We start from the raw sequence: 23,457 nt of genomic DNA, 5'->3' as shown, positions 1-23,457 counted from the left end.
TGCGCGCTACGGCGCGCGGCCGCTTGCGGTTCGGAGGGGAAGCCGAACCCAAGCGGCCTTTCACATTCACCCCTCAATTACTACCTGACGGCGGCCCAGCAACCTCGCGCCAGGTTGCTGGGCCGCCGTCAGGTAGTAATTGGGTTTGGGTCAGCCGGCTTGGCGGATCGTGGCGGCGGAGAAGAGCTCGGTGAGCTCCGTCGACACGGACGCCAGGACGCGGAGACGTTCCGTCGTGCGGGTCAGCGCCACATAGAGGCTGCCGACGCCTTCCTCGCCGCCGAGCGGGGCGATGCGGCCGGGCTCGACGATGACCACCGCATCGAACTCGAGGCCTTTGGCCTGCTGCGGGGTGATGAGGGCGATCTGGTGGTCCAAGCCCGTGACCGACCGTCCGAAATCGAAGTCCGCGATCGCCTCGGCGATGGACTCGATGAGCTTCTCATCAGCGATGACAGCGATCTTCCCGCCTTCGGCGGCAGACGCCTCTGCCGCAACCGTTTCGGGGAGGGCTGCCAACATCTCCGATTCGTCGGCGAAGGAATCCAGGCGCGGATCCGATCCTCCCTGGCGCACCGACTCTACGAGCTCGAGCTGCGGGAAATGCCGATGCAGGTAGCGGTTGGCCAGATCCATCACCGACTGAGGAGTGCGGTACGAGACCGTGAGCACCTGGAGAGCGAAGCGATCGCCGACGAACTCGCTGAGGATCGAGGACCAGGTGCGGGCATTGTCGACCTGCGAAGACTGGGCGAGGTCGCCGACGACGGTGGCCGACTTCGACGGCACGCGGCGGAAGAGCACCCGCCACTGCATGGGGGAGAGCTCCTGCGCCTCATCGACGACGAGGTGGCCGTACGTCCACTCCCGATCCTCAAGAGCACGTTCGGCCAGAGTCATCGTCGGTCCCTGCTCCTCCCAGCGGGCAGCGAGGGTCTCGGCGGAGACCATTCCACCGGTCTCGGTCATATCGACGACGGCTTCGGCGTATTCGCGTGCCGAGTCATCCCGCGCCTGGGTCTGCTGCGGGGCGGAACCGAGAAGCTCGGCCAACTCGTCGAGCAGCGGCACATCATCGACCGTGAACTCATCCCGACGCTGCTCGAGCAGAGTCAACTGCTCGACAGGAGTGAGGAGCTTGCGGGCTGCGGCCCGCAGCTTGTGCGGCCTGCCCAGCAGAGAACGCAGCGCGGCGGCTGGGCCGATGGGGAACCACGCGAGGTTGAGGGCGCGACGAACGTCGACAGAGGAGCGCAGGTCCTCGAGCAGCTCGGGCAGTCGCTCGCCGGCCGCATCCATCCCCATCTCCCGGGCGAGATCCTCGGCGAGGATCTTCAGCAGACCGGTGACGAATCCGGTGCGGGCAGCATTGTGCGGGTCCCCGCTGCGACGAGCCCGATCGCGCGCGGACTGAACGTCCTTGCGACGCAGCACGATCGTGTGCGAACGCACCCGCATCTCGACATCGTGATCGGGAATGCGCTGGTAGTTCGCAACATGGTTCTTCAGCACCCGCGCCATGACGGAGCGACCCTTGATCTCGGCGACAGCCGGAGCATCTGCGGCATCCGTATCGAGCCCCGGATACAGCTGACCGGGAGTGAGCAGGACGGCCCCGGTTTCGCCGAGGCTGGGCAGAACCTTCTCGATGTACTTGAGGAACACCGTCGACGGGCCGACGAGGAGGACACCGGACTTCGCAATGCGCTCTCGGTGACGATAGAGCAGGAAAGCGGCACGGTGGAGCGCAACGGCTGTCTTGCCGGTGCCGGGTCCGCCCTGGACGACGAGCACGCCGGAGAGCGGGCGGCGGATGATCGCATCCTGTTCGGCCTGGATGGTCGCGACGATATCGCCCATCCGTCCGGTGCGATGTGTGGTGAGGGCGGCGAGGAGTGCGCCTTCGCCCTGGAGGTTCGATCGCTGAGCGTCATCGAGCGCGTCGATGTCGAGCACATCGTCTTCGATGGCGGTGACCTTCCGGTTCGCGGTGACGAGGTGACGGCGGCGGGCGATCCCGTCGGGATTGGCGGCAGTCGACTGGTAGAAGCGCTCGGCGGCCGGCGCCCTCCAGTCGATGAGGATCTGCTGACGCTGTTCGTCGGTGAGTCCGATGCGGCCGATGTAGGTGGGGTCGTCTTCGTCGATGATGTCGAGGCGACCGAAGCACAGTCCCTCCTCGGCGCCGTCGAGACGGATGAGCTGATCTTCGTACATCGTCGCGAAGGCATCGCGTTCGGTGCGGTGCTGGTGGTTGCCTCCGACCTCGGAGACCCTCACCGTGCCCAGGCGGGCCGTCGTCTCCTCCCGGAGCTCATCGAGGCGGGCATAGAGCTCGTCGAGCTTGGTCTGCTCGACACGAATTTCTGAAGTTTCGGTCATCTCACCTTCTTGGGTCGGCATTCAATTATGCCGAACTTTCCCCGGCGTCTGTAGTCGCATCGTCATTTCGGACCGGGGCGTACCTCACATTCCGGCTCTGACGACGGTAGGCAGAGGCATCTGGGTCGGGAGATGCGAGGGCAGAGAGCCAGCCGGGTCAGGAGGCACGAGAGCAGAGAACCAGCCGGGTCGGAAGGTGCAGGAGCTTGGGACTGCAGAGCCAGCCCGGACCGGCGGGAAGGTCAGAGACCCAACCGGGAGCGCAGATCTGCTCCCGCCAGGAAGGTCGCGGAGGAGGCGGCGGTGCGCAGAGTGCGGTCGAGCCCACCCGTGTCGAGGGGAGTATTGGAGGCGAGGACGACGACGTTGCCGCGTCGACGGCCCTTGAGGATCGCCGGTTCCGTGGCGGCGGCAAGATGGGCGAAGCGGTCGCCGAGGCTGCGGAGTTCTGCCCGGAGGACGTGGTGGTCACCGGAGTCAGGCACATTGGCGACGTAGATGCCGGAGTCCTTGACCGCCTCGGCGCAGGCGGCGAAGAACTCCGAACTCTGCAGAGACGCGGGAACCGAGTCGTGGTCGAAGGCGTCGCGGACGAGGACGTCAAGGGTATCGGGCCGGAACTTGCCGATCTCCACCGCTCCGTCTCCGGCACGCAGCGCCAGGGCGGGGGAGCGGGGCAGGTCGAACCAGTCGCGGGCGAAGTCGAGCAGCTTGGCATCGATGTCGATCGCCGTCTGCTTCGATCCCGGTCGTGCCGAGTTCAGCGCCCGGGCCAGAGCACAGCCGGCGGCACCGATGTGTGCGGCCCGCAGCGTCCGGTCAGGGAGCTGAACGTCGATGATGCGTCGCATCCAGTCCAGGTACTCGAAGTCCAGTCGCCGCGGATCGCTGAGCGTGATCGACGACGAAGGGACCCCATTGACGTGGAGCACATAGGAATCTGCCTCACCGTCGAGCTTCTCCAGCCGGGCTTCCCCCGTCGAGATGTCGACCACTTGAGAACCAGGAGCTGTGTATATCCGTCTCTTCGCCACCCCTCACTTGTATGCCAGTAAGGCGATTGAGGCAATTCGGCCCAGATTCTCGTGGGGATGACGGGCCCGACTCGCCCATCAGAGCGCTGTGGACCCGTGCGGTCCGTCCACAGGCACAGACCGGAACCTGGAGGAGCGGCTGCCTGATCAGTTGGAGTGGGTACCCAGACAGGCGGCTCATCCCAGGCATGGGCCTCGCCGCAAGCACGGGAACCGCTCCAGACGGCCGGTTCCGAACCGCTCAAGGAGGACGCAGTGAAGACACCGGCCCGCACACCCGAGGACATCATCGGGATCATCCCCCACACTCTCGGGTACACCCCGCGTCGCAGCCTCGTCGCTGTCATCGTCGGCACCGAGCACAACGGCTCACAGACCAGTTCGACCACGTTGCGCATCGACTTCGACCGTGAGAGCGCGGCGCAGACGCTGTCCGAGGGCGGCGGCTGGTACGCCGACCTCGTCATGCGCTCCGGTACGGTCACCGGGGTCTTCCTCGTTCTCTACGATGACGACTATCAGCCGGTCAGCGCTTTCGGCGCCGGTGCAGACGCCGAATACGCGGAGGTCCACCGTGGTCTCATCCGAGCGGCGATCGACGAACTGGCCATCACCTTCGCCGCCAGAAGCGTCGATACTCTCAGCGCCTGGTGGGTCAACCAAGAGCACTTCGGCCGCATCGACGAGGACGGCTATGACTGCACGCCGCTGATCGAGGCCACCACCTCGGCGTGTGCCACGGAACTCGTCGCCGGCGGCTCCAACCCCGTCGCCGATCCGGAGGACCTCGTCATCGCCCCGATGCCCGCCGAAGCCTTCGCCGACAGTCGCCGCGGACACGCCGAGGAGTGGATGGGCACGGACGAAGCGTTCGCGATCCTCGCCGAGGTCTACCCGCGCCTGGACGCCATGCGGTGCGATGAGGAAGCAATCGACGAGGCGCGCATCCACGACCTCATGGATCTGCCCACCGTGATGGCGCTCGATACCCTGCTCGCCGAGAAATGGTCGCGCGACGTCCTAGAGATGATCCTCAGCTTCGACCACCCAGACTTCCCACCCTCCCTGGTCAAGGGACTCGACGGTGACGAACTCATCGTGATGAGCCGCCGTGTGGTCTCCCAAGCGCGGGCGGCTCAGCAGCTCGTCGGGCTCTCAGCACGAGCGCCCAGGCCGCGCGACATCATGCTCACGATCGCCTTCCTTAAGGACTACCTGCAGGCCGGCCACCCACGGGCCAGAGCCAACACCTATGCCGTCATCGCCTGGTTCGAATGGTCTCTGGGCGGGTCGACGATGGCGCTGAACTATGCGCGCGCCGCCCTCGGGCTCGAAGTCGGACACGGGCTGGCCGAGCTCATCGTCAGCGCGGTCAATATGGGATGCCTGCCCCGCTGGCTGACGGAGACTCAGCGTTCGAACATCTGATCGCGCCGGGATGTGGCGCTGTCCTATTGTTCGGTGCCAGCGACGAGGGGTCGGGGCCGTCATTGATAGGGCTGGTCCGCCGCAGATGGGCCGGGGCCACGTGATCGGGGTGGGCAGTCGGCCGCCTCGCCGAGATCGGTCGGTCGCCTCGGCGAGATCGACGTGAGAAGGAGGCGGGAGGAACAGATCCGCGGGTCAGGTTGTTGTCGGGGACAGGCCGGACGGATCGTCCCGGAGTCATCGACGGCCGATTCGCAAAGCGGGGAATAACGTGAGAAAATTAAGCGTTGACCCAGTCATTGCATGATGGGCGGACTCTGCGTTCGCCCGGGACGCGCGCGGACCACTTGACTTGGGTCTTAGTACTGTCCGAATGCATGGGGAAGTTTCAACGCTCGCGAAAGGTGAACACGTGCCCAGAGTCGACAAGGAATCCACAACGGTGACGGAGAAGTCGGAGGGAACGGCCGGCACGACCTCGACCGGTGGATCCAAGACCACTGCGGCGTCGAAGTCCACTGCGAAGAAGACGACCGCTGCCGGCACCAAGAAGGCAGCGACCGCGAAGTCGGCGACTGCGAAGTCGGCTGCCGCAAAGACCGAGACGGCTGCGTCGAAGAAGACGACTGCTGCGAAGAAGACAGCCGCCGCGAAGTCGACGGCTGCTCCGGCGAAGACCACGACGAAGGCCACCGCCGCCGAGGAAGCCAAGAAGGCGACCAAGGCGAAGAAGGCCGACGACGATATCGACACCACCGAGGAGGTCGAACCGGCCGCGGACGCTCTGGCCACAGAGGAGAGTCCCGCCGAGGCGACCGAGACGAAGAACTCGGAAGAGAAGGAGAAGAACGCCGCCGTGGCCGAGGCCGGTGGCTTCATCGTCTCCGATGCCGACGAGGAGGACGCGCCCGCTCAGCAGGTCGTCTCCGCCGGTGCGACCGCAGACCCGGTCAAGGACTACCTCAAGCAGATCGGCAAGGTGGCACTGCTCAACGCCGCCGAAGAGGTCGATCTCGCCAAGCGCATCGAAGCCGGAATGTACGCCGAGCACCTGCTCGACGGCGGAGAGGTGACCGACCCGCGCGAGACGATGGACTACAAGTGGATCATCCACGACGGCCGCATCGCGAAGAACCACCTGTTGGAAGCCAACCTCCGACTCGTCGTGTCCCTGGCCAAGCGTTACACCGGCCGCGGAATGCTGTTCCTCGACCTCATCCAGGAAGGCAACCTCGGCCTCATCCGCGCCGTCGAGAAGTTCGACTACACGAAGGGCTTCAAGTTCTCGACCTACGCCACGTGGTGGATCCGCCAGGCCATTACCCGCGCGATGGCCGACCAGGCTCGGACGATCCGCATCCCGGTGCACATGGTCGAGGTCATCAACAAGCTCGCCCGCGTGCAGCGCCAGATGCTGCAGGATCTCGGTCGCGAACCGACTCCGGAAGAGCTCGCGAAGGAACTCGACATGACACCCGAGCGTGTCGTCGAGGTCCAGAAGTACGGCCGCGAGCCCATCTCTCTGCACACCCCGCTGGGTGAAGACGGCGACTCGGAGTTCGGCGACCTCATCGAGGACTCCGAAGCCGTTGTGCCTTCGGACTCGGTGAGCTTCACCCTCCTCCAGGAGCAGCTGCACTCCGTGCTCGACACGCTCTCTGAACGAGAAGCGGGAGTGGTGTCCATGCGCTTCGGACTCAACGACGGTCAGCCGAAGACCCTCGACGAGATCGGCAAGGTCTACGGCGTCACCCGTGAGCGCATCCGCCAGATCGAGTCGAAGACGATGGCCAAGCTGCGCCACCCATCCCGCTCGCAGGTGCTGCGCGACTACCTCGACTGAGTCTCACTTCGGCCGGTCCGTGATCGGATCAGTCTGATGCGAACGCCCCTGGGATCGTCCCAGGGGCGTTTCGCTTATCCGGGTCAGAACCAGTCGACGATGCCGTCGAACAGGGCGTCGGCGTATCTCCTCTGGCCGGACTTCGACTCCATGAGCTTAGCCTCCGACGGGTTGCGCATCTCTCCGCATTCGACGATGACGGCGGGAACCGATGCGTTGTTCAACCCGGCCAGGTCCGGGCGCCGGCTGATCGCGTCCTTTCCATAGGCCTTGTTCGGAGTGAACTCCTCACCCATCGAACTCCCCACGGACTTCGCCAGGTCCACCGATTTCTTCTCCGTCTTCTCGTCCTCGCCGGGATCGGCGACGATGATGTGGAAGCCCTTCACCGAACTCGACTCGCTGCCGTTGGCGTGGATGCTCACGAGCAGGTCCGCATCGTCGGCGAACGTCCCGCGCTCGTCCACACACGGTCCGACGCCCTTGTTGTCCTTGCGGCTGAGCACGACTTCGGCTCCCGCGTCGGTCAGCGACTTCTCCAGCTTCTTCGCCACCGCCCAGGTGAAATCGGCTTCCGGGTAGTCGGAGTTCGTCGAGGTGCCCGTGGTGTTGCAGGCCTTCGTCCCGCCGCGCCCGTCCGGAACCTGCCGGTTGATCTTCTCCGGATGGTCCGCATTTCCGCCGTTGTGTCCCGGATCGATCGCAATGACCTTCCCTTCGAGATCGGCCTCTTCCTCCTTCGCCGAGGCGGCCGCTGACTTCGCATCGTCGCCTCCGTCTCCACCGTTGCCGGCAGTCGGAGACTTGCCGGTGGTCTCGGCCGCCTGAGTCGTTTGTCCGGGGGCACCTGCGTCCTGGGAGCAGGCCGCCAAGCCGGGCAGGCTGAGAGCGGCGGTGAGAATGAGACTCGGGACGAGGAGGCGATGCGGCATGACTCCATTGTTTCAGCTCAGGAGTGCCCATGGTCGGGGGCGACCGGATGGATTCCCGACACGAGCCCGAGGGAATAGGGTCCTGAGCGCGCAGCGATTAGAATTTAATCGAACGAGAGGAATTGTGTGGAAGACGAAAGCTACGGCGCCAGGCACCTGTCCGTCCTGTCCGGTCTTGAGGCGGTTCGCAAGCGACCCGGCATGTACATCGGCACGACCGATTCCCGTGGTCTCATGCACTGTCTGTGGGAGGTTATCGACAACTCCGTCGACGAGGCGCTCGGCGGACACGGTTCCGAGATCCTCATCGAACTCGCCGCTGACGGATCGGTGGCCGTCACCGATAAGGGCCGCGGCATCCCCGTCGACATCGAACCGAAGACCGGACTGACCGGCGTCGAAGTCGTCATGACCAAGCTCCATGCCGGCGGAAAGTTCGGCGGCTCCTCCTACGCCGCTTCGGGCGGACTGCACGGAGTCGGCGCCTCAGTCGTCAACGCCCTGTCCGCTCGCCTCGACGTCGAGGTCACCCGCGGATCGAAGGTGCACAAGATGTCCTTCCGCCGAGGCGTGCCGGGCCGCTTCGACGACTCCTCCGGCACACCGAGCCCCGACAACCCCTTCGAGGCCTTCCAGGAGCCGACCGGTCTCGACATCGTCGGCAAGGCCAAGCGCGGCGCCACCGGCACTCGGGTCCAGTACTGGGCCGATCCGCAGATCTTCCTGTCCAAGGCCCAGTTCGACTACTCGCATCTGGTCGAACGCGCCCGTCAGACCGCCTTCCTCGTGCCCGGCCTCGAACTGCGCATCGTCGACCGTCGCGGCGTCGCCCGTGACGAGACCGGGGCCGTCATCGAGGAGCGCGAAGAGGTCTTCAAATTCGACGGCGGAATCACCGAATTCGTCGACCACCTCTCCATCGATCCGCCGATCACCGATACCTGGCGTCTGCAGAACACCGGCACCTTCAAGGAGACCGTCCCGGTCCTCAACTCCTCGGGTCATCTTGAGTCCAAGGAAGTCGAGCGCGAGGTCGGCGTCGATATCGCTCTGCGCTGGGGGACGGGCTACGACACGAAGCTGAAGTCCTTCGTCAACGTCGTCGCCACCCCACAGGGCGGAACACACCTCGCTGGGTTCGAACAGGCCTGCCTGAAGGCGATGCGCAAGGCAGTCGACGTCAACGCACGCAAACTCAAGGTCGGCAAGGACAAGCTCGAGAAGGACGATGTGCTCGCCGGCATCACCGCCGTCGTCACCGTGCAGCTGGCCGAACCCCAGTTCGAGGGGCAGACCAAGGAAGTTCTCGGCACCGCCGCAGTGCGACAGATCGTGGCGAAGACCGTCGAGTCTCAGCTCGGCGAGGTGCTTGCCTCGACCAAGCGTGCAGAGAAGCAGCAGGCCGCGGTGCTCATGGAGAAGGTCGTGGCCGAGATGAAGTCGCGCATCTCCGCCCGCACCCACAAGGAGAACCAACGGCGCAAGACCGCGCTGGAAGCCTCATCGCTGCCGGCGAAGCTCTACGACTGCCGCGACAATGGGGTGGAGAACACGGAGCTGTTCATCGTCGAGGGAGACTCGGCGATGGGGACGGCGAAGGCCGCCCGCAACTCCGACCACCAGGCGCTGTTCCCCATCCGCGGGAAGATCCTCAACGTGCAGAAGGCAACCTTGGCCGACATGCTCGCCAATGTCGAATGCTCAGCGCTCATCCAGGTCATCGGCGCCGGCTCCGGGCGCAGCTTCGATATCGACGCTGCCCGGTACGGTCGAGTCATCATCATGACCGACGCCGATGTCGACGGAGCGCATATCCGCACTCTCCTGCTGACTCTGTTCTTCCGTTACATGAAGCCGCTGGTCGAAGCCGGTCGCGTCTTCGCCGCGGTGCCTCCGCTGCACCGGGTGGAGGTCGTGACGAAGCGCGGAACGCCCAACGACGTCATCTACACCTACACCGAGGCCGAGCTCCACGCTCTGCTGAAGAAACTCGAGAAGCAGAAGAAGACCTACAAGGAACCGATCCAGCGCTACAAGGGCCTCGGTGAGATGGATGCCGACCAGTTGGCCGAGACGACCATGGACCCGAGCATGCGCACCCTGCGACGCGTGACGATGGCCGATGCCGAGATGGCGGAGAACACCTTCGAACTCCTCATGGGATCCTCGGTCGGGCCGCGCAAGGAGTTCATCGTCTCCGGCGCCGCCGTCCTCGATGCCGAACGCATCGACAGCTGAGATCGACGGACTGGGTCAGCACCAACTGATCCGATTCAACACCAACCCAACTGAGCCCGGACCGATTCTCGGTCCGGGCTCAGATGCCGAATGCGGACGGTGTGACGATGAGCAGGGTCGGCAGGAGCAGCAGCAGTACGGCCAGTCCGATCGACATCAGCCGCACGGGGATCCTTGCCGGATCCAGGGGATGCGACAGGCGCTGGATGCGTTGCAGAGACAGATCGCTGCGGTGGTCGGGACTGATCGCGGCGGCCGATCTCACCGCCTGAGCCAGGATCTGCGGATCGACATGATCGCGGGCCTGATCGTCGGCCATGAGTTCGATGAGCCGATTCACCGAGTTCAGCCCGATCGCCGTGGCCGAGAAGTACGGCAGGGCCCGATGCCATGCGGCGAACGGGATGACGAGCACATCGTGCCGGAAATCCAGATGCGCCCGCTCATGGGCGATGACGGCGGTGCGCTCATCCTCGTCGAGGGCTTTGAGCAGACCGGTCGACAGTACGGCAGTGCCCTTCCGCGGCCCCTTGGGCAGGCAGTAGGCGACGGCTTCGTCGGTCGTGATGATGCGTGTGTCGGGATAGGCGATCGACGGTTCACTGAGCAGATGCAGGATCTCGTCGTGGCGCAGGCGAGTCTGTCGCGCCGAATAGAGGGTCAAGATCAGGCAACCGAGCAGCCGAGCGATGAGGAGCACGGCGATGATGAGGAAGATCCAGGCCGAGAGTGAGAGCTGAGTGTGGTCTTTGCCCCGGATAAGGTCGAAGAGTCCCTGCGGGAGACTCGTCGTTCCCGGGGCGACCGCGAAGGCGAGGGCGGCGCCGATGAGGGAGAGGCCTCCGGAGAGTCCGACTGCCTGCCAGAGGACGACCTCGGAGATCGGGTCACCGCGGAAACGCGCGAGTGCCGCAGGAATAGGCCATGCCAGCAGAAAAGCCAGCACGGCCAGAACGATTCCCACGATGGTCATTGAGGTGACCGGCCTGGGTCAGGACTGCGTCGAGTGATTGCGCCCGAGCAGATTGCGCAGCGCCTTGGTATCGGCCTCAGAGACGGTGCCGAGGAAGCGAGCGAGGACAGCCTGACGATCCGGTGCCTGAGACAGCATCTCGGTCATCAGCTCCACCACGTGGTCTTCACGTGTCGATACCGCGACGTAGCGATGCGGACGGACGCTGCGATCGCGAGTGACGAAGCCCTTCTTCTCGAGTCGAGACAGGACGGTATGGACCGTTGTCAGCGCGAGCTCGCGATCCGAGAGGACTTCGCGGAGTTCGGCGGCGCTCAACCCGTCGTCGTGGACCCAGATGGCGTCCATGACGCTGCGTTCGAGTTCACCCAGTGTTCCCACAGTTCTTTCGCCCTCAATTTCTTTGCCGGTCTGATCGCTCCAGTATATCTCTACAGTCTGTCGAATTCCACATAGACGCGTGCGCATCGGCAGAGGGGCGGCTCTGGTCAGGGGAGCTTGCCCGAGCGCATACTTGGAACCGGGAGTCTTGAATGATGAAACCACTCGGGCATTGCTTCTACGGACTGTGGAATTCTACGTGACGTAGAAACATTGCTCGCGTGAAACCTGAATGGAGCATCCATGGAGCTGGACCCGGTCCTCATCGGACGGTGGCAATTCGGAATCACAACGGTCTACCACTTCTGGATGGTGCCGTTGACCCTGGGACTCGGCATGCTCGTGGCGGTCCTGCAGACGATCTATCATCGCACCGGCAACGAGGTGTACCTGCGGAGCACGAAGTTCTTCGGCAAGCTCTTCCTCATCAACTTCATCATGGGCGTGGCTACCGGACTGGTCCAGGAATTCCAATTCGGCATGGCTTGGAGCGAATACTCCCGCTTCGTCGGCGACGTCTTCGGCGCACCCCTTGCGCTTGAGGCTCTGCTGGCATTCTTCCTCGAATCGACGTTCCTCGGCCTGTGGATCTTCGGCTGGGGCCGACTGCCTCGCGCGGTTCATCTCGGCTCGCTGTGGCTCGCCGTCATCGGCACATGGATCTCGGCCTACTTCATCATCGTCGCGAATTCCTGGATGCAGCACCCCGTCGGCGTCGAGATGGTCGACGGTCGGCCCGTGATGACCGACGTCTGGGCGGTCCTCGGCAACAACACCGCCGTCGCCGCCTTCACGCACACGATCTTCGGCGCCCTGGCAGTGGGCGGATCCTTCCTCCTCGGCATCTCCTGGTACCACCTCTACCACCGGCGCAAGGCCGGAATCGACACCGTCGGTGCCGACGGCAAGGTCGTCGTGGGCTCTTCGAAGGAGCTTCCCGGGCGGGACAAGACGGATCATGCGGTGTGGATCAAGTCCCTGCGCATCGGCGCGATCGTCGGCGTCCTCGCCTTCGCCGGCGTTTCGATCACCGGCGACGTCCAAGCCAAGCTGATGTTCGATCAGCAGCCCATGAAGATGGCCTCCGCCGAGGCGGCCTGCCACGACGGCACCCAATTCTCCGTCCTCACGATCGCCGATCCGTCGTCGAACGACTGCGACGGAGTGCAGAACATCTTCGAGATCCCCGGTCTGCTGTCCTTCCTGGCCAACGGCGACTTCGATACCCCGGTCCACGGAGTGACGACGCTGCTGCCTGAATACCAGGAGCGCTACGGCACCCATATCCCCGACGACCCGCGGTACGGCGACCACGCCGGCGAACCCATCGACTACCAGCCGATCATGATCGTCACCTACTGGGGCTTCCGCATGATGATCGGGTTCGGCGTTCTGGCCGCCGGCGTCTGCGTCATCGGGCTGTGGCTGGCCCGCAAGGGCACGGTGCCCGAGTCGAAATGGCTCAGCCGCGGATTCGTCCTGGCCATCACGGCGCCGTTCCTGGCGAACTCGGCAGGATGGATCTTCACCGAAATGGGACGCCAGCCCTTCGTCGTCGCACCGAACCCGGCTCAGCTCGACGGGGTGTACATGTACACCCAGGCGGCGCTGTCACCCGAGGTGACACCGGCGATGCTGCTGTTCTCACTGATCAGTCTCACCTCCGTCTACGGAATTCTGATGGTCGTCGAACTGCGGCTGATCACGAAGTACGTCAAGGGGGGAGTCGCCGCGGCGATGCCCGAACTCGACCAGACGAATACGAAACCCACGATCACCGACAACGGCGACGACGTCCTGTCGTTCGCGTACTGAGGGAAGGTCACGATGGAAATCCTCGCCACAATCTGGTTCGTCCTCATCGTCGTGCTCTGGATGGGATACCTGTTCCTCGACGGCTTCGACCTCGGGGTGGGCATGATTATGCCCTTCCTCAGCCGCAGCGAACGCGGCAAGCGCGTTCTGCTCAACTCGATCGGTCCGGTCTGGGAAGGCAACGAGGTCTGGCTGATCACCGCTGCCGGAGCGATGTTCGCGGCCTTCCCGCACTGGTACGCCTCACTGTTCTCCGCGCTCTACATTCCCCTGACGATCTGCCTGCTCGCGCTGATCTTCCGCGCCGTGGCCATCGAATACCGTGGAAAGGGGCACTCGGAGAAGTGGAAGGCCTTCTGGACCTGGGCCCTGGCCGTGGGATCGGCCGGAACAGCCTTCTGCATCGGTGCGATGCTCGCACTCACGACCATCGGGCTGCCGCTCAATGATCATGGCGACATGATCGGCGGTGCCTTCGCCTGGATGTCATGGCCGGCGCTCGTCGGCGGACTCGGCGGCCTCGGCTTCTCCCTGGCCCACGGGCTCATCTTCCTCGGTCTCAAGACCCAGGGCGAGGTCCGGGCGCGGTCGCGGCGCTGGGCCGGTCGGATCATGCTGCCGGCCGCGATTCCGTTCCTCATCTGGTTCGCCTTCTCGATCACCCAGCGGACCTGGCTCGTCGTTCCGGTGCTCATCGCGATCGCCGCTCTCATCTTCGCGTTCGTCGCGGTCCGCGCCGGTGCCGAGAAGCGCGCATTCATCCTGCACGGGATCTACCTCATCGCCGGTCTGGCCGCGGTCTTCGCCGGTGTCTTCCCGAATGTCCTGCCCTCGACGATCGACCCGGCGAACTCGCTGACGATCGCTGCGGCATCCTCGTCGGACTACACCTTGAACGTCATGCTCATCGTGACGATCGTGATCCTGCCGATCATCATCGCCTACCAGATCTTCAGCTACCGGATGTTCCTCGGCCGCATCGCCGAGACCCACATCCCCGAAGCTCACAAGCTGCCGGTGGCGATCCGATCGTGAGCTCGCCCCTGTCGATCCTGCTCGAGCTGCCCACCGGTCGGCGGGGGTTGGCACTGTCCGTGCTCTCCGCCCTGTGCCGGTCGGTGGGAATCGTGCTCATCGCCGAAGCCCTGGTGAGAGCCATCATCGGCCACAGCGCGCCCGGACTGTGGGTGGTCCTCGGAGCCCTCGGTGCGCTGCTGCGCGGCGGCGGTCTCTGGCTCGACCGCAGTCTGGGCACCAGCCTGGCAGCCGTTTCGAAACAGAGTCTGCGGCGCTCGATCCTCTCCGGTCTGCTGCGCGGCCGGGGACGCCCGCGGACGAATGCGGCGGTCACGGTCACCCGCGGAATCGACGATCTCGACGACTACTTCACCACGGTGGTGCCGGCCCTGACCGCGGCCGCGGTGGTGCCCATCGTACTGCTGGTGCGCATCGTCTTCAGCGATGTCCTCTCGGCGGTCATCATCGCGGTCTGCCTGCCGCTGGTGCCGATGTTCATGGTGCTCATCGGCCGCTACACGGCAGAGTCGACCTCGGAGACCTTGGCTGCTCTGGAGCGGCTGTCGGATCACCTGGCCGAACTCGCCGAGGGGCTGCCCGTCCTCATCGGTCTCGGCCGTTCACGCGATCACGCGCGCCGGCTGCGGGAACTGGGGGAGCGCTACCATCAGGCGAACCTCACGACGCTGCGCATCGCGTTCCTCTCCAGTCTGGCGCTTGAGCTCATCGCCACGATCTCCGTGGCGCTTGTCGCCGTGGTCATCGGTGTGCGCCTGGTCAACGGGTCGATGGACCTCGGGGATGGCCTGTTGGTTCTGCTCATCGCACCCGAATGCTTCATCCCCCTGCGGGAACTCGGGGCCGGCTATCATGCGAGCGAGAACGGGCGTGAGGCTCGGGAGAGAGCTCGGGCGCTGCTGTCGGAGACGCCGTCGGCGGATACAGGGACTCCGTCGGCGGCTGCGAGGTCACGCGCACTCGATGACTCCGGCCGTCCGGGGGACCAGTGGGTTCGCTATGCCGACGGCACACTCATCACGTGGTCTGGCGACATCGACACCCGGCCGGGAGTGACGACGATCAGCGGCAGGTCCGGAACCGGCAAGACGACAGTGCTCAGCGCGCTGGTCGGCAGTCTGCCGGCAGATGCACACACCACTGTCGGCCCGGTGGGCGCGGCCTATGTGCCGCAGGCTCCACGCACGTTCGCCGAGACCATCGGCGCCGAACTGGCACTCTTCGGACTCGACGCCGACCAGGCTCGGACGGCGCTGTCGGCTGCCGGACTGCCCACCGATCTGCGGGCGCAGACGGCGGCGCTGAGCCCCGGCCAGCAGCGTCGGCTGGCCCTCGTGCGAGTGCGGCACCGCCTCGGTGACGGGGCCGAGCTGCTCGTCCTCGACGAACCGACTGCCCACCTCGACGCCGATAATGCCGCCATCGTCATCGACATGATCGCCGAGGCCGCCGCCACCCACCGCGTGATCCTTGCCAGCCATGACGAACAGGTTCGCGCGCTGGCCGACACAGAGATCCGCCCTGAGAAGACGCACGTCGAAGCGGCAGAGAACGGTGTACCAGCGGGCTCGAAGGCGACCGCGATCGCGGAAAATGCCCGAACCGACGCCGCCGAGGCTCCTGCCGCGCAGGCGAGGGCTGAAGCTCCGGCTTGGGCGGAACGGACGGGTTCGGGCAGCGAGCCCGGGCATCGGTCCGGCGTCGAGCGGCACCCGGATGTCTCGACGCAGGACTCCGGGAGCGAGTCCTGGACAGTTGCACTGCGACGTCGCTGGTCGATACTGGGCTCGAGCCTGCCGCTGTTCACCCCGACTATGCTGGTGGCCGCGCTCACCGCCTGCGCGTCCAGCCTCGCGGCCATCGCCCTGACTGCCGTCTCCGCATGGCTCATCGTCGAAGCCTCGTACCAGCCGCCGATCATGCTGCTCATGGTCGCCATCGTCGGAGTGCGCTTCTTCGGGCTCAGTCGCTCCGTGCTGCTCTATGTCAGCCGGCTGAGACTCCACTCGGCGATCTTCGCCGCGCTCACGAGACTGCGCATACGGCTGTGGGAGCACTTCGAACGCGTCGGCATGAGTGATCGGCGTCTGCTGACCTCGGATTCGGCGCTGCGCGCTATGGTCGCCGACGCCGACGACGTCCGCGACCTGGTGCCCCGGACTCTGTTCCCGCCTTTCGTCTCCACCATGGTCGTCATCGGCGTGAGCATCACCGCGGCGGTCCTCGACGTGAGGTCACTGGGTTGGTTCGTCCTGGTGGGCGCCATCAACCTCGTCATCGTCCCGATTCTCGTCATCCGGGCAGAGAGCAGGTTGGCGCACGGAATCAGGGAGGACCGCAACCGGATCCTGTCCGTGCTCACTCGCGCTCTGCATGCCAAGGACGATCTGCGCACGAACCGGGTCGACTTCGCAGTCCTCGGCCTGTTGGCCGGCTTGGAGGCCGACCTCGAGAAGAAGCAGAAGGCCTCTGCCCGCAACTTCGGGCTCGCCCAACTGTGGCTGCAGCTGAGCACGTTCACCACCGCAGTGATCCTGGCGGTGTCCACGGATGCTCCGACAGAGATCGTCGCGGTGCTCTCCCTCATGGCCTTGGGCCTGGGCGAAGTGTTCGCTTCGGCACTCGACGCATTCCGCCAGCTGCCCGCCCTGGGATCGGCACTGGACTGTCTGCCCGATGCAGACAGTGCGGCGGACCGCGAAGCCGAGGTCTCGGGACACGACCTCGAAGTGCAGGCTCCTGCTGCCGGAACGACGGCCGGCGAGAGCGAGGACTCGTCGCGCCGGTCCGGCCCCGAGGCCGAGCTTGTCGGCGTCGACGCCCTCGAATTCGACGAGATCACCGTCGGATGGGACGATCAGACTGTCGTCGCAGGACTCGACCTGAGAGCTCAACGCGGTAGTTGGACCGTGCTGTGCGGTGACAGTGGAACCGGTAAGACGACGAGCCTGAGTGTGCTCTTGCGGTTCCTTGACCCTTGGTCCGGCAGCTACCGTGCTCGTGACCGGAGCGGGACCGACCACGATATGCTCACCTGCTCACCCGAAGACCTCGTCGGCCGAATCGCCTGGTGCCCTCAGGAGGCACACGTCTTCCGCTCCACCGTGCGCGGCAATCTCGCACTCGCCGGGCGGTCGGTCCCCGGGGACGACGAGATGATCTCCGTGCTGAGAGCGGCAGGGCTGAGCGACTGGGGCGATGCAGAGGGGCTCGAACGGTGGGTCGGCGACCACGGAGCGGAGATCTCCGGCGGTCAGCGACAGCGATTGGCGGTGGCCAGAACCCTGCTGACCGGAGCCGATGTGATCGTCCTCGACGAACCGACGGCGCACTTGGACGATGAGACGGCTCGGCTGCTCATCGACGATCTCCGTGGGAGCCTGGGCGACCGCACGGTCGTCATGGTCACCCATGACAGGAGACTGATCTCGGACGGCGATGAGGTCGTCGACCTCGGCACAGGCGAACCGGGTGCAGCGGACCTCGGCTCACGCGATTCCGAGGTCGAGCACTCGAGAGTCTGAGGTCAGTCCCGCTTCGACCCGAACATGATCTCGTCCCAGCTCGGGATCGAGGCACGTGAGTTCTTCTTCGACTTCGGCTTCGGATCCTTCGCCGAGGCGGAGTCCTTGAATTGGTCGTCGTGATCGCTCACTCCGGGCTCATTGAGCAGGGAGAGCTGATTCTCGTCGTCGAAGACGCCGACCTTCTCGGTCGGCTCCTGCGGTTCCTCAGCCGAGGCAGCCGCATCTTCGAAGGCGAAGACTTCGTCATCGGTGGCGGCTTCGGGCTGGCCCGGAGCGGTGTGCGCTCCCTGCGGGTGAGTCTCGGGGTCCTCGGTGACTGCACGCAGACGGGTCCGCGGCTCCTCCTCGGCGTGGCGGCGCTTGCGCAGGTTCTCCAGAATCCGGCCGGTCTCGGCCTGATGATCGCGGGCCTGCTGCGACGGAGCCGAACCGGCGGTGGGACGGACGGGCCCGTCTGCGGCGATCGACGCGGACGACTGATCGGTCGCCGGGAGGACATCGACCTCCTCGGTGTTCCTCTGACGTTCGGCACCGCTGCCGTAGTTCGGGATCGGTCCGGTGTCGGTGGGACCGGAATCGGCGAGCCACTTCGCCTCGTCGTCGATCGGGGTCAGCGAACGGCGGTAGTAATGCCAGCTGGCGGTGCGGACACGATCAGCGGCGGTGAAGCTGAGTTGGATGTACCAGTTGCCGTCCTGCTGCTTCCAGGAATCCCACTCCATCGTCTCGATATCGACGTCGCGCATCGCCAGGCGTTCCTGACACAGTTCGATGAGCGGAGTCGGCTCGCCGTTGGGATCATGATCGGAATAGATGGGATGGCGGCTGGCGAGGTAGGCGGTGCGTTCGCGTTCGGCCATCGCCGGACCTTCGTAGGTGCGCACGTATTCGATGTCGGCACCGGTGGCGGCCACAACCTCCTCGGCGTCCATGCCGCCGCGGATCATGGCCTGGATCTCTTTCGGGCGCACGGGAGTCTCGGACTTGGGGTGGGAGCGGTCCCTGCGGACCGCGGCGAAGAGAGCCTCATCGAGGACGACTCGGTACTGAAGCCCGTTCTCGTCGTTCAACAGCAGATGTGTGCCGTCTGCGTTGACTCCGTTCAAGATCAGTTCACGCATTGCCTTAAGCTCCTTTGTCGCGTCTCTTAAAGATCGTGTCACGTTCGGCGCGTCGTGCCGGGCAGATTTCCGCGCGAGTCGCGAAATCACGGGGCGGATCGGGAGCCGGCGGAGTGATTCTGTGAGACCGGCCACGCACGTGCGAGAAATGTGCGGGAGGGAAACCCGTGCGTCGGCTCGGACAGCGTCGCCACCACGCCGCCGGCGTCGCCACGACACGGGCGAGGGCAGGCGATGGCCCGTCCTGTCGGCGTCTGCAACGTGAGTGGTCGCGGCTCACTGTGCGGACAGCGGGCCGAGCGGCTCTGCAGTCTGTAAAATCGGGAAGGTGAATACGACTGCACCCATCGACGCCCTGATCCTCATGTCATTCGGAGGACCGGAGGCCCCAGAAGAAGTGGTTCCATTCCTTCGCAACGTCACCGCCGGCCGCGGGATTCCCGAGGAACGACTCGAGGAGGTGGGGGAGCACTATTTCGGTTTCGGAGGCAAGTCTCCGATCAACGATCAGAACAAGGCGCTGCTGGCCGCGCTGCGCGGTGAACTTGACCGCCGTGGGATCGAGACCCCGCTGATCTGGGGCAACCGGAACTGGGATCCCTATCTCACCGATGAGGTGCGCAAGCTGGCACAGGACGGTGCCACGCAGTTCCTCTCGATCGACACCTCCGCCTACTCCTCCTACTCGTCGTGCCGGCAGTACCGTGAGGACTTCGCGAAGACGATCGACACTCTCCAGGACGAGGGTCTCACCGTCTCGATCGACAAGATCCGTCAGTTCTACAATCACCCCGGCTACGCCGACGCCTGCGCCGACTGCCTGCACCAGGGTCTCGCGGACTTCCGGTCGAAGGTCGGGCGGATCGATTCGGCCAAGCACCGGATCCTCTTCGTCACCCACTCGATCCCGAACGTCATGCAGGACGCCTCAGAGGTGACCACGAACGGATACCGGGCCCAGCACGAAGAGCTCATCGACCACCTCATGAGGCGCATCGATGAGGCCGATCGTGTTCCGTCCGAACTCGTCTACTGCTCACGTTCCGGCTCACCTGAGGTTCCCTGGCTCGAACCCGATGTCAACGACCGGATGACCGAACTCGCCGAGCAGGGGGTGACCGGTGTCGTGCTCGTGCCCATCGGCTTCATCTCCGACCATATGGAGGTCGCCTTCGACCTCGACACCGAAGCGAAGGAGACCGCTGAAGAACTCGGTCTCGACTTCACCCGGGTCGACACCGTCGGCACCCATGACGCCTTCGTCAGGGGACTCGTCGACCTCGTCGAGGAGCGCGCGGCTCAGCTGCGCGGAGAAGACGTCGAAGCTCCTGCCCTGCCCGGGACGAAGGCCCTGGTGCCCGGCAGCGGAGCCTGCAGCATCGACTGCTGCCGCGGCCGCATCGAACGCGCGACCTACCCGAATTGGGCCATTGCGAACTGATCCCGGGAAACGAATGAACCCTCCCTCACCGAAGCGGTGGGGGAGGGTTCTTCTCTGTGCGTTCTCTCAGTGATCCTCGGGGCTCGGGATGACCGGCAGGGCCCCCGTCTCGGCCTGGATCACCTCGGCGATGGGACCGGTGTCGACATCGTTGCGTCCGGCCAATTCCATCAGGTTCTGCAGGTCGTCGATGAGATTTTCGACGAGGAAGTCGTCACCGGCAGAACGGGCCTCGTGAATGCGATGACGGACATCATCGATTCGGGTGTCGAGCTGATCAGCGAATTCACTCATTGTGGATCCGTCCTTCCTCGGGCCGCCTCCACAGGGGACGAACCCGGTATTCGACCGACAGAGCGGGCTGTCGGTGCTGTCCATCACAAGCATTCTTGCAGAGCATTTCGTGAACTCTATGTGTGCTCTGTCCATGCGGACAAGCTGGTGACGAGAATCACCGCATCAGGTGCTCATTCCATCTTGCCAACGGCAAGCATACAGTGCACAATGCTGGGGACACATCTCGGAAGAGGAGAAAATGCTCCTCTTCGGCACCCCCTCCGGACAGAGAGCGATGAGGCCATATGGCAACAGACTACGACGCACCTCGCAAGCAAGACGATGAGATCAAAAGCGATTCGATCGAGCAGCTCAAGGCCCAGCGTTCCCAGGATCAGGCGAGCAAGATCGACGAAGACGAGACTGCAGTAGCCGAAGGCTTCGAACTTCCCGGTGCGGACCTGTCGAACGAAGAGCTCTCCGTTCGGGTCCTGCCGAAGCAGAACGATGAGTTCACCTGCATGGAGTGCTTCCTGGTCCGCCATCGCTCTCAGCTTGCGACCGAAGAAGGCGGTGTCCCCATCTGCACGGACTGTGCAGGCTGAATCGCTTCTCTTCGCGAAAACCCGAAAACGGACCGCGCCCTCGTAAGGGTCGCGGTCCGTTCTTCTCCCCTTACTACCTGACGGCGGCCCAGCAACCTCGCGCCAGGTTGCTGGGCCGCCGTCAGGTAGTAATCAGGGGGTGAGGGCGGCGGCTAGTTTGTGGGGGTGACGGCTCGAGACGAGCCAGTAGGGGGTCGGATCCGTCTCATCGTCGAGATCGATGCGGACGACGGACTTCGCCCACGGGCGGATCTTGAGGAAGGCGCGGGCATCGAGATCGACTCCGCGGGCCTGCCGGGCTTCCTCGCCGTCGAAGGCGACCGCACCCGGAACGAACGTGCGATCGATATGAGCTTCGCCGACGAACAGCTGCCGTTCGGTGACGATGATCGTCAGCGTCAGCGAATTCAGCCACCAGGCGAAGAGGACGAAGCTGACGACGGGAAGGATGATGGTGCCGAGCTGCCAGACGGGCATGACCATGAGCGCCGTGGACAGAGCGGCCACCACGACGAGGATCCACATGCCGACCGAGGGGCGGACCTTCTCCTGATAGACCACATGGGTTCCGGATTGAGTTGCTGCCATGCGGCCATTGTCCCATAGCGAGAAGTTTGGCCACGCTCAGGCTGGAGCGTTAGAGTGCATCTTTGTGACGGAAACCGTGAAGATCAACCTCCAGCTCCTCGACGCGGGCATGAGCGCGCCCGGCTACGCGCATGCGAGCGACGCCGGTGCAGATCTGCATTCGGCGATCGACTTCGTGCTCGAACCGTTCGAGCGCCGTGTCGTTCCGACCGGAATCGCGATCGCCCTGCCAGAGGGCTATGCGGCCTTCGTGCATCCGCGTTCGGGCCTGTCGAGCAAGCACGGAGTCACGGTCGTCAATGCGCCGGGCACCATCGACGCCGGCTACCGCGGCGAGATCAAGGTGCCGCTGATCAACCTCGACGCGAAGACCCCGCTGCGCGTCGTGCGCGGCGACCGCATCGCCCAACTCGTGATCCAGAAGATCGCCCACGCCGACTTCGACATCGTCGAATCCCTCGAAGACAGCGCCCGCGGCGCCGGGGGATTCGGATCCACCGGCGGAATCGACGCCGGCCTCAGCGAAAAGGAGAAGTGAGGACTCATGGGACTGTTCTCCCGGTTCAAGAAATCCACACCGACGACCGATGACGACGTCCGTGCCGACGACGAACTCACCGACGACGATGAGTTCGACGCTCAGGACGCCGACACCGAGGCGGCCGATCGTGCCGACGACGACGCCGATGTTGACGAGGCTGAGTCCGCCGAGGCGACCGAGACTGATGACGATGTCGACGAGGAAGAAGCGCTGCTCGAGAAGTCCGCACCCTTCGACCGGTCCGAGAAGGGCCCCTTCGACATCTCGGAAGAGTACCCCGAGCATGACCGCCTCGACCTCGGCGCGCTCAAGGTGCCCGTCGTCGACGGCATGCAGGTGCGCCTGGACACGGACGACGATTCGCAGCGAGTGCTGGCCGTCACCCTCATCCACGATGGTGGAGGCATCCAGCTGCAGGCGTTCGCGACACCACGCTCCGAAGGTCTGTGGAACACGGTGCGCGGTCAGCTCGCCGAATCCGTGACCAAACAGGGTGGGGAATCGACCGAACTGCACACTTCTCTCGGCAAGGAACTGGCAATCGAGGTTCCGGCGAAGACGGAGTCCGGTCGCCCCGGCAAACGCGCCATGCGCTTCGCCGGCATCGACGGACCTCGCTGGTTCGTCCGCGCAGTGTTCTCCGGCAAGGCCGTGACCGATGACGAGGTGCGAGCCGAACTCTCCGCGCTCTTCCGCGGAGTCGTCGTCGATCGCGGTGAGGAAGCGATGGCTCCCCGCGAGCTCATCGCACTGACCGCACCGCAGGTCGACCAGGACGAGGCAGAGGAGAAGAACGACGAGGACGAACTCAATCCCTTCGAACGCGGCCCTGAGATCACAGAGGTCCGCTGAGCGCTGATGCGGAACCTCATCCCCCGCCTCGTGCGCGACTTCGGATCCCGTGAGGCTGAGGCCCGGGCCGATCTGCGACTGGTCAGCCAGATCCCCGGGGTCATTCCGGTCGAAGAGTTAGAGGCGCGAAAGACCTCACGCATCGCCGGAGTCGTCTCAGCGACCACTCAGTCGTGCAGCGCCGACAGCCCCAGGCTCGACATCACCGTCGCCGACGGCACCGGCGAAGCCCGTGCCCAATTCCTCGGGCGCCGGGAGATCAGCGGCATCCGTCCCGGATCCCTCATCGTCTTGGAAGGACGGTTCTGCGGCAAGGACGGGGTGCTCACAGCACACAACCCCGTCTACGAACTCCTGCAGACGCGCGACGACTCCGACGACTGACCGTCTGAAGCGGGCCGAGCAGCCGTTCGCCGCGGAACCGGCGATCTCGGCCGCGGACGAC

At 64.9% G+C, this 23,457-nt stretch carries 19 protein-coding genes; 11 read left to right on the top strand and 8 right to left on the bottom strand.

The annotated features are described in order from the left end of the window. Positions 1-150: 150 nt before the first annotated feature. Together LJ362_RS09900 and LJ362_RS09895 are read right to left on the bottom strand one after the other, a co-directional pair. The gene (locus LJ362_RS09900; protein ID WP_264798875.1) at positions 151-2,382 is read right to left on the bottom strand and encodes a HelD family protein; all 2,232 of its coding nucleotides are present in this window, start codon (positions 2,380-2,382) and stop codon (positions 151-153) included. A gap of 242 nt (positions 2,383-2,624) precedes the next feature. Then, complete coding sequence (locus tag LJ362_RS09895) at positions 2,625-3,377, bottom strand: spermidine synthase (protein ID WP_264798874.1); 753 nt, start codon at positions 3,375-3,377, stop codon at positions 2,625-2,627. 294 nt (positions 3,378-3,671) lie between these two features. On the opposite strand from LJ362_RS09895, the gene LJ362_RS09890 reads away from it, so the two are divergent. Together LJ362_RS09890 and LJ362_RS09885 are read left to right on the top strand one after the other, a co-directional pair. Next, positions 3,672-4,844, top strand: a complete 1,173-nt coding sequence (locus LJ362_RS09890; RefSeq protein ID WP_264798873.1) for a DUF4192 domain-containing protein — start codon at positions 3,672-3,674, stop codon at positions 4,842-4,844. A gap of 373 nt (positions 4,845-5,217) precedes the next feature. Next, positions 5,218-6,687, top strand: a complete 1,470-nt coding sequence (locus LJ362_RS09885) for an RNA polymerase sigma factor (protein ID WP_413774204.1) — start codon at positions 5,218-5,220, stop codon at positions 6,685-6,687. 83 nt (positions 6,688-6,770) lie between these two features. Here LJ362_RS09885 and LJ362_RS09880 read toward each other — a convergent pair whose 3' ends face one another. Beyond that, the gene (locus tag LJ362_RS09880) at positions 6,771-7,619 is read right to left on the bottom strand and encodes an N-acetylmuramoyl-L-alanine amidase (protein ID WP_264798871.1); all 849 of its coding nucleotides are present in this window, start codon (positions 7,617-7,619) and stop codon (positions 6,771-6,773) included. 126 nt (positions 7,620-7,745) lie between these two features. On the opposite strand from LJ362_RS09880, the gene LJ362_RS09875 reads away from it, so the two are divergent. After that, positions 7,746-9,857, top strand: a complete 2,112-nt coding sequence (locus LJ362_RS09875) for a DNA gyrase/topoisomerase IV subunit B (protein ID WP_264798870.1) — start codon at positions 7,746-7,748, stop codon at positions 9,855-9,857. A gap of 79 nt (positions 9,858-9,936) precedes the next feature. Here the strand turns inward: LJ362_RS09875 and LJ362_RS09870 are convergent, their stop codons facing one another. Further along, positions 9,937-10,830 carry a M56 family metallopeptidase gene (locus LJ362_RS09870; RefSeq protein WP_264798869.1) on the bottom strand — a complete coding sequence of 298 codons (894 nt, stop codon included), beginning with the start codon at positions 10,828-10,830 and terminating at the stop codon, positions 9,937-9,939. Positions 10,831-10,848: 18 nt separating this feature from the next. Further along, a complete protein-coding gene (locus LJ362_RS09865) occupies positions 10,849-11,211 on the bottom strand; it encodes a BlaI/MecI/CopY family transcriptional regulator (RefSeq protein WP_264798868.1) in 363 nt (120 codons plus the stop codon). Positions 11,212-11,454: 243 nt separating this feature from the next. Here LJ362_RS09865 and LJ362_RS09860 point away from each other — a divergent pair, with 243 nt between their 5' ends. The 3 genes from LJ362_RS09860 to cydC are packed head-to-tail and all read left to right on the top strand — an operon-like array spanning position 11,455 to position 17,585. Beyond that, positions 11,455-13,026, top strand: coding sequence for a cytochrome ubiquinol oxidase subunit I (locus tag LJ362_RS09860; RefSeq protein ID WP_264798867.1), 1,572 nt, complete (start codon positions 11,455-11,457; stop codon positions 13,024-13,026). Between the two features lie 12 nt (positions 13,027-13,038). Beyond that, a complete protein-coding gene (gene cydB, locus LJ362_RS09855; protein ID WP_264798866.1) occupies positions 13,039-14,061 on the top strand; it encodes a cytochrome d ubiquinol oxidase subunit II in 1,023 nt (340 codons plus the stop codon). Then, complete coding sequence (gene cydC / locus LJ362_RS09850; RefSeq protein WP_264798865.1) at positions 14,058-17,585, top strand: thiol reductant ABC exporter subunit CydC; 3,528 nt, start codon at positions 14,058-14,060, stop codon at positions 17,583-17,585. Before cydB ends, cydC begins: the two co-directional genes overlap by 4 nt. A gap of 2 nt (positions 17,586-17,587) precedes the next feature. Here the strand turns inward: cydC and sepH are convergent, their stop codons facing one another. Continuing rightward, positions 17,588-18,709 (bottom strand): septation protein SepH, encoded by a 1,122-nt coding sequence (gene sepH, locus LJ362_RS09845; protein ID WP_264798864.1) that lies wholly within the window; start codon positions 18,707-18,709, stop codon positions 17,588-17,590. A gap of 328 nt (positions 18,710-19,037) precedes the next feature. Here sepH and LJ362_RS09840 point away from each other — a divergent pair, with 328 nt between their 5' ends. Further along, complete coding sequence (locus LJ362_RS09840) at positions 19,038-20,150, top strand: ferrochelatase (protein WP_264798863.1); 1,113 nt, start codon at positions 19,038-19,040, stop codon at positions 20,148-20,150. Between the two features lie 66 nt (positions 20,151-20,216). Here LJ362_RS09840 and LJ362_RS09835 read toward each other — a convergent pair whose 3' ends face one another. After that, positions 20,217-20,444, bottom strand: coding sequence for a hypothetical protein (locus tag LJ362_RS09835; protein ID WP_173152927.1), 228 nt, complete (start codon positions 20,442-20,444; stop codon positions 20,217-20,219). A 287-nt stretch (positions 20,445-20,731) separates the two neighbouring features. Between LJ362_RS09835 and LJ362_RS09830 the strand changes: the two genes are divergently transcribed. Beyond that, positions 20,732-21,031 carry a DUF4193 domain-containing protein gene (locus LJ362_RS09830; RefSeq protein ID WP_101546971.1) on the top strand — a complete coding sequence of 100 codons (300 nt, stop codon included), beginning with the start codon at positions 20,732-20,734 and terminating at the stop codon, positions 21,029-21,031. Positions 21,032-21,163: 132 nt separating this feature from the next. On the opposite strand, the gene LJ362_RS09825 is transcribed toward LJ362_RS09830, so the two are convergent. Further along, the gene (locus tag LJ362_RS09825) at positions 21,164-21,619 is read right to left on the bottom strand and encodes a DUF3093 domain-containing protein (RefSeq protein ID WP_264798862.1); all 456 of its coding nucleotides are present in this window, start codon (positions 21,617-21,619) and stop codon (positions 21,164-21,166) included. A 64-nt stretch (positions 21,620-21,683) separates the two neighbouring features. Between LJ362_RS09825 and dut the strand changes: the two genes are divergently transcribed. The 3 genes from dut to LJ362_RS09810 are packed head-to-tail and all read left to right on the top strand — an operon-like array spanning position 21,684 to position 23,396. Next, complete coding sequence (gene dut / locus LJ362_RS09820) at positions 21,684-22,157, top strand: dUTP diphosphatase (protein ID WP_264798861.1); 474 nt, start codon at positions 21,684-21,686, stop codon at positions 22,155-22,157. Between the two features lie 6 nt (positions 22,158-22,163). Next, entirely contained in the window at positions 22,164-23,012 is an 849-nt protein-coding gene (locus tag LJ362_RS09815; protein WP_264798860.1) for a DUF3710 domain-containing protein, read from the top strand. Positions 23,013-23,018: 6 nt separating this feature from the next. Further along, positions 23,019-23,396, top strand: a complete 378-nt coding sequence (locus tag LJ362_RS09810) for an OB-fold nucleic acid binding domain-containing protein (protein ID WP_139469793.1) — start codon at positions 23,019-23,021, stop codon at positions 23,394-23,396. The last annotated feature ends 61 nt before the right edge of the window (positions 23,397-23,457 follow it).

This window comes from Brevibacterium sp. JSBI002 (genome assembly GCF_026013965.1).
Taxonomy (GTDB): Bacteria; Actinomycetota; Actinomycetes; order Actinomycetales; family Brevibacteriaceae; genus Brevibacterium.
This window is presented reverse-complemented; position numbering and strand designations above follow the sequence as displayed.

Coding starts and splice junctions, on each gene's coding strand:
- LJ362_RS09900 (WP_264798875.1), bottom strand. CDS start 2,382: ATGACCGAAACTTCAGAAATTCGTGTCGAGCAGACCAAGCTCGACGAG.
- LJ362_RS09885 (WP_413774204.1), top strand. CDS start 5,218: ATGCATGGGGAAGTTTCAACGCTCGCGAAAGGTGAACACGTGCCCAGA.
- LJ362_RS09880 (WP_264798871.1), bottom strand. CDS start 7,619: ATGCCGCATCGCCTCCTCGTCCCGAGTCTCATTCTCACCGCCGCTCTC.
- LJ362_RS09870 (WP_264798869.1), bottom strand. CDS start 10,830: ATGACCATCGTGGGAATCGTTCTGGCCGTGCTGGCTTTTCTGCTGGCA.
- LJ362_RS09860 (WP_264798867.1), top strand. CDS start 11,455: ATGGAGCTGGACCCGGTCCTCATCGGACGGTGGCAATTCGGAATCACA.
- cydB (WP_264798866.1), top strand. CDS start 13,039: ATGGAAATCCTCGCCACAATCTGGTTCGTCCTCATCGTCGTGCTCTGG.
- sepH (WP_264798864.1), bottom strand. CDS start 18,709: ATGCGTGAACTGATCTTGAACGGAGTCAACGCAGACGGCACACATCTG.
- LJ362_RS09835 (WP_173152927.1), bottom strand. CDS start 20,444: ATGAGTGAATTCGCTGATCAGCTCGACACCCGAATCGATGATGTCCGT.
- LJ362_RS09830 (WP_101546971.1), top strand. CDS start 20,732: ATGGCAACAGACTACGACGCACCTCGCAAGCAAGACGATGAGATCAAA.
- LJ362_RS09825 (WP_264798862.1), bottom strand. CDS start 21,619: ATGGCAGCAACTCAATCCGGAACCCATGTGGTCTATCAGGAGAAGGTC.
- LJ362_RS09815 (WP_264798860.1), top strand. CDS start 22,164: ATGGGACTGTTCTCCCGGTTCAAGAAATCCACACCGACGACCGATGAC.
- LJ362_RS09810 (WP_139469793.1), top strand. CDS start 23,019: ATGCGGAACCTCATCCCCCGCCTCGTGCGCGACTTCGGATCCCGTGAG.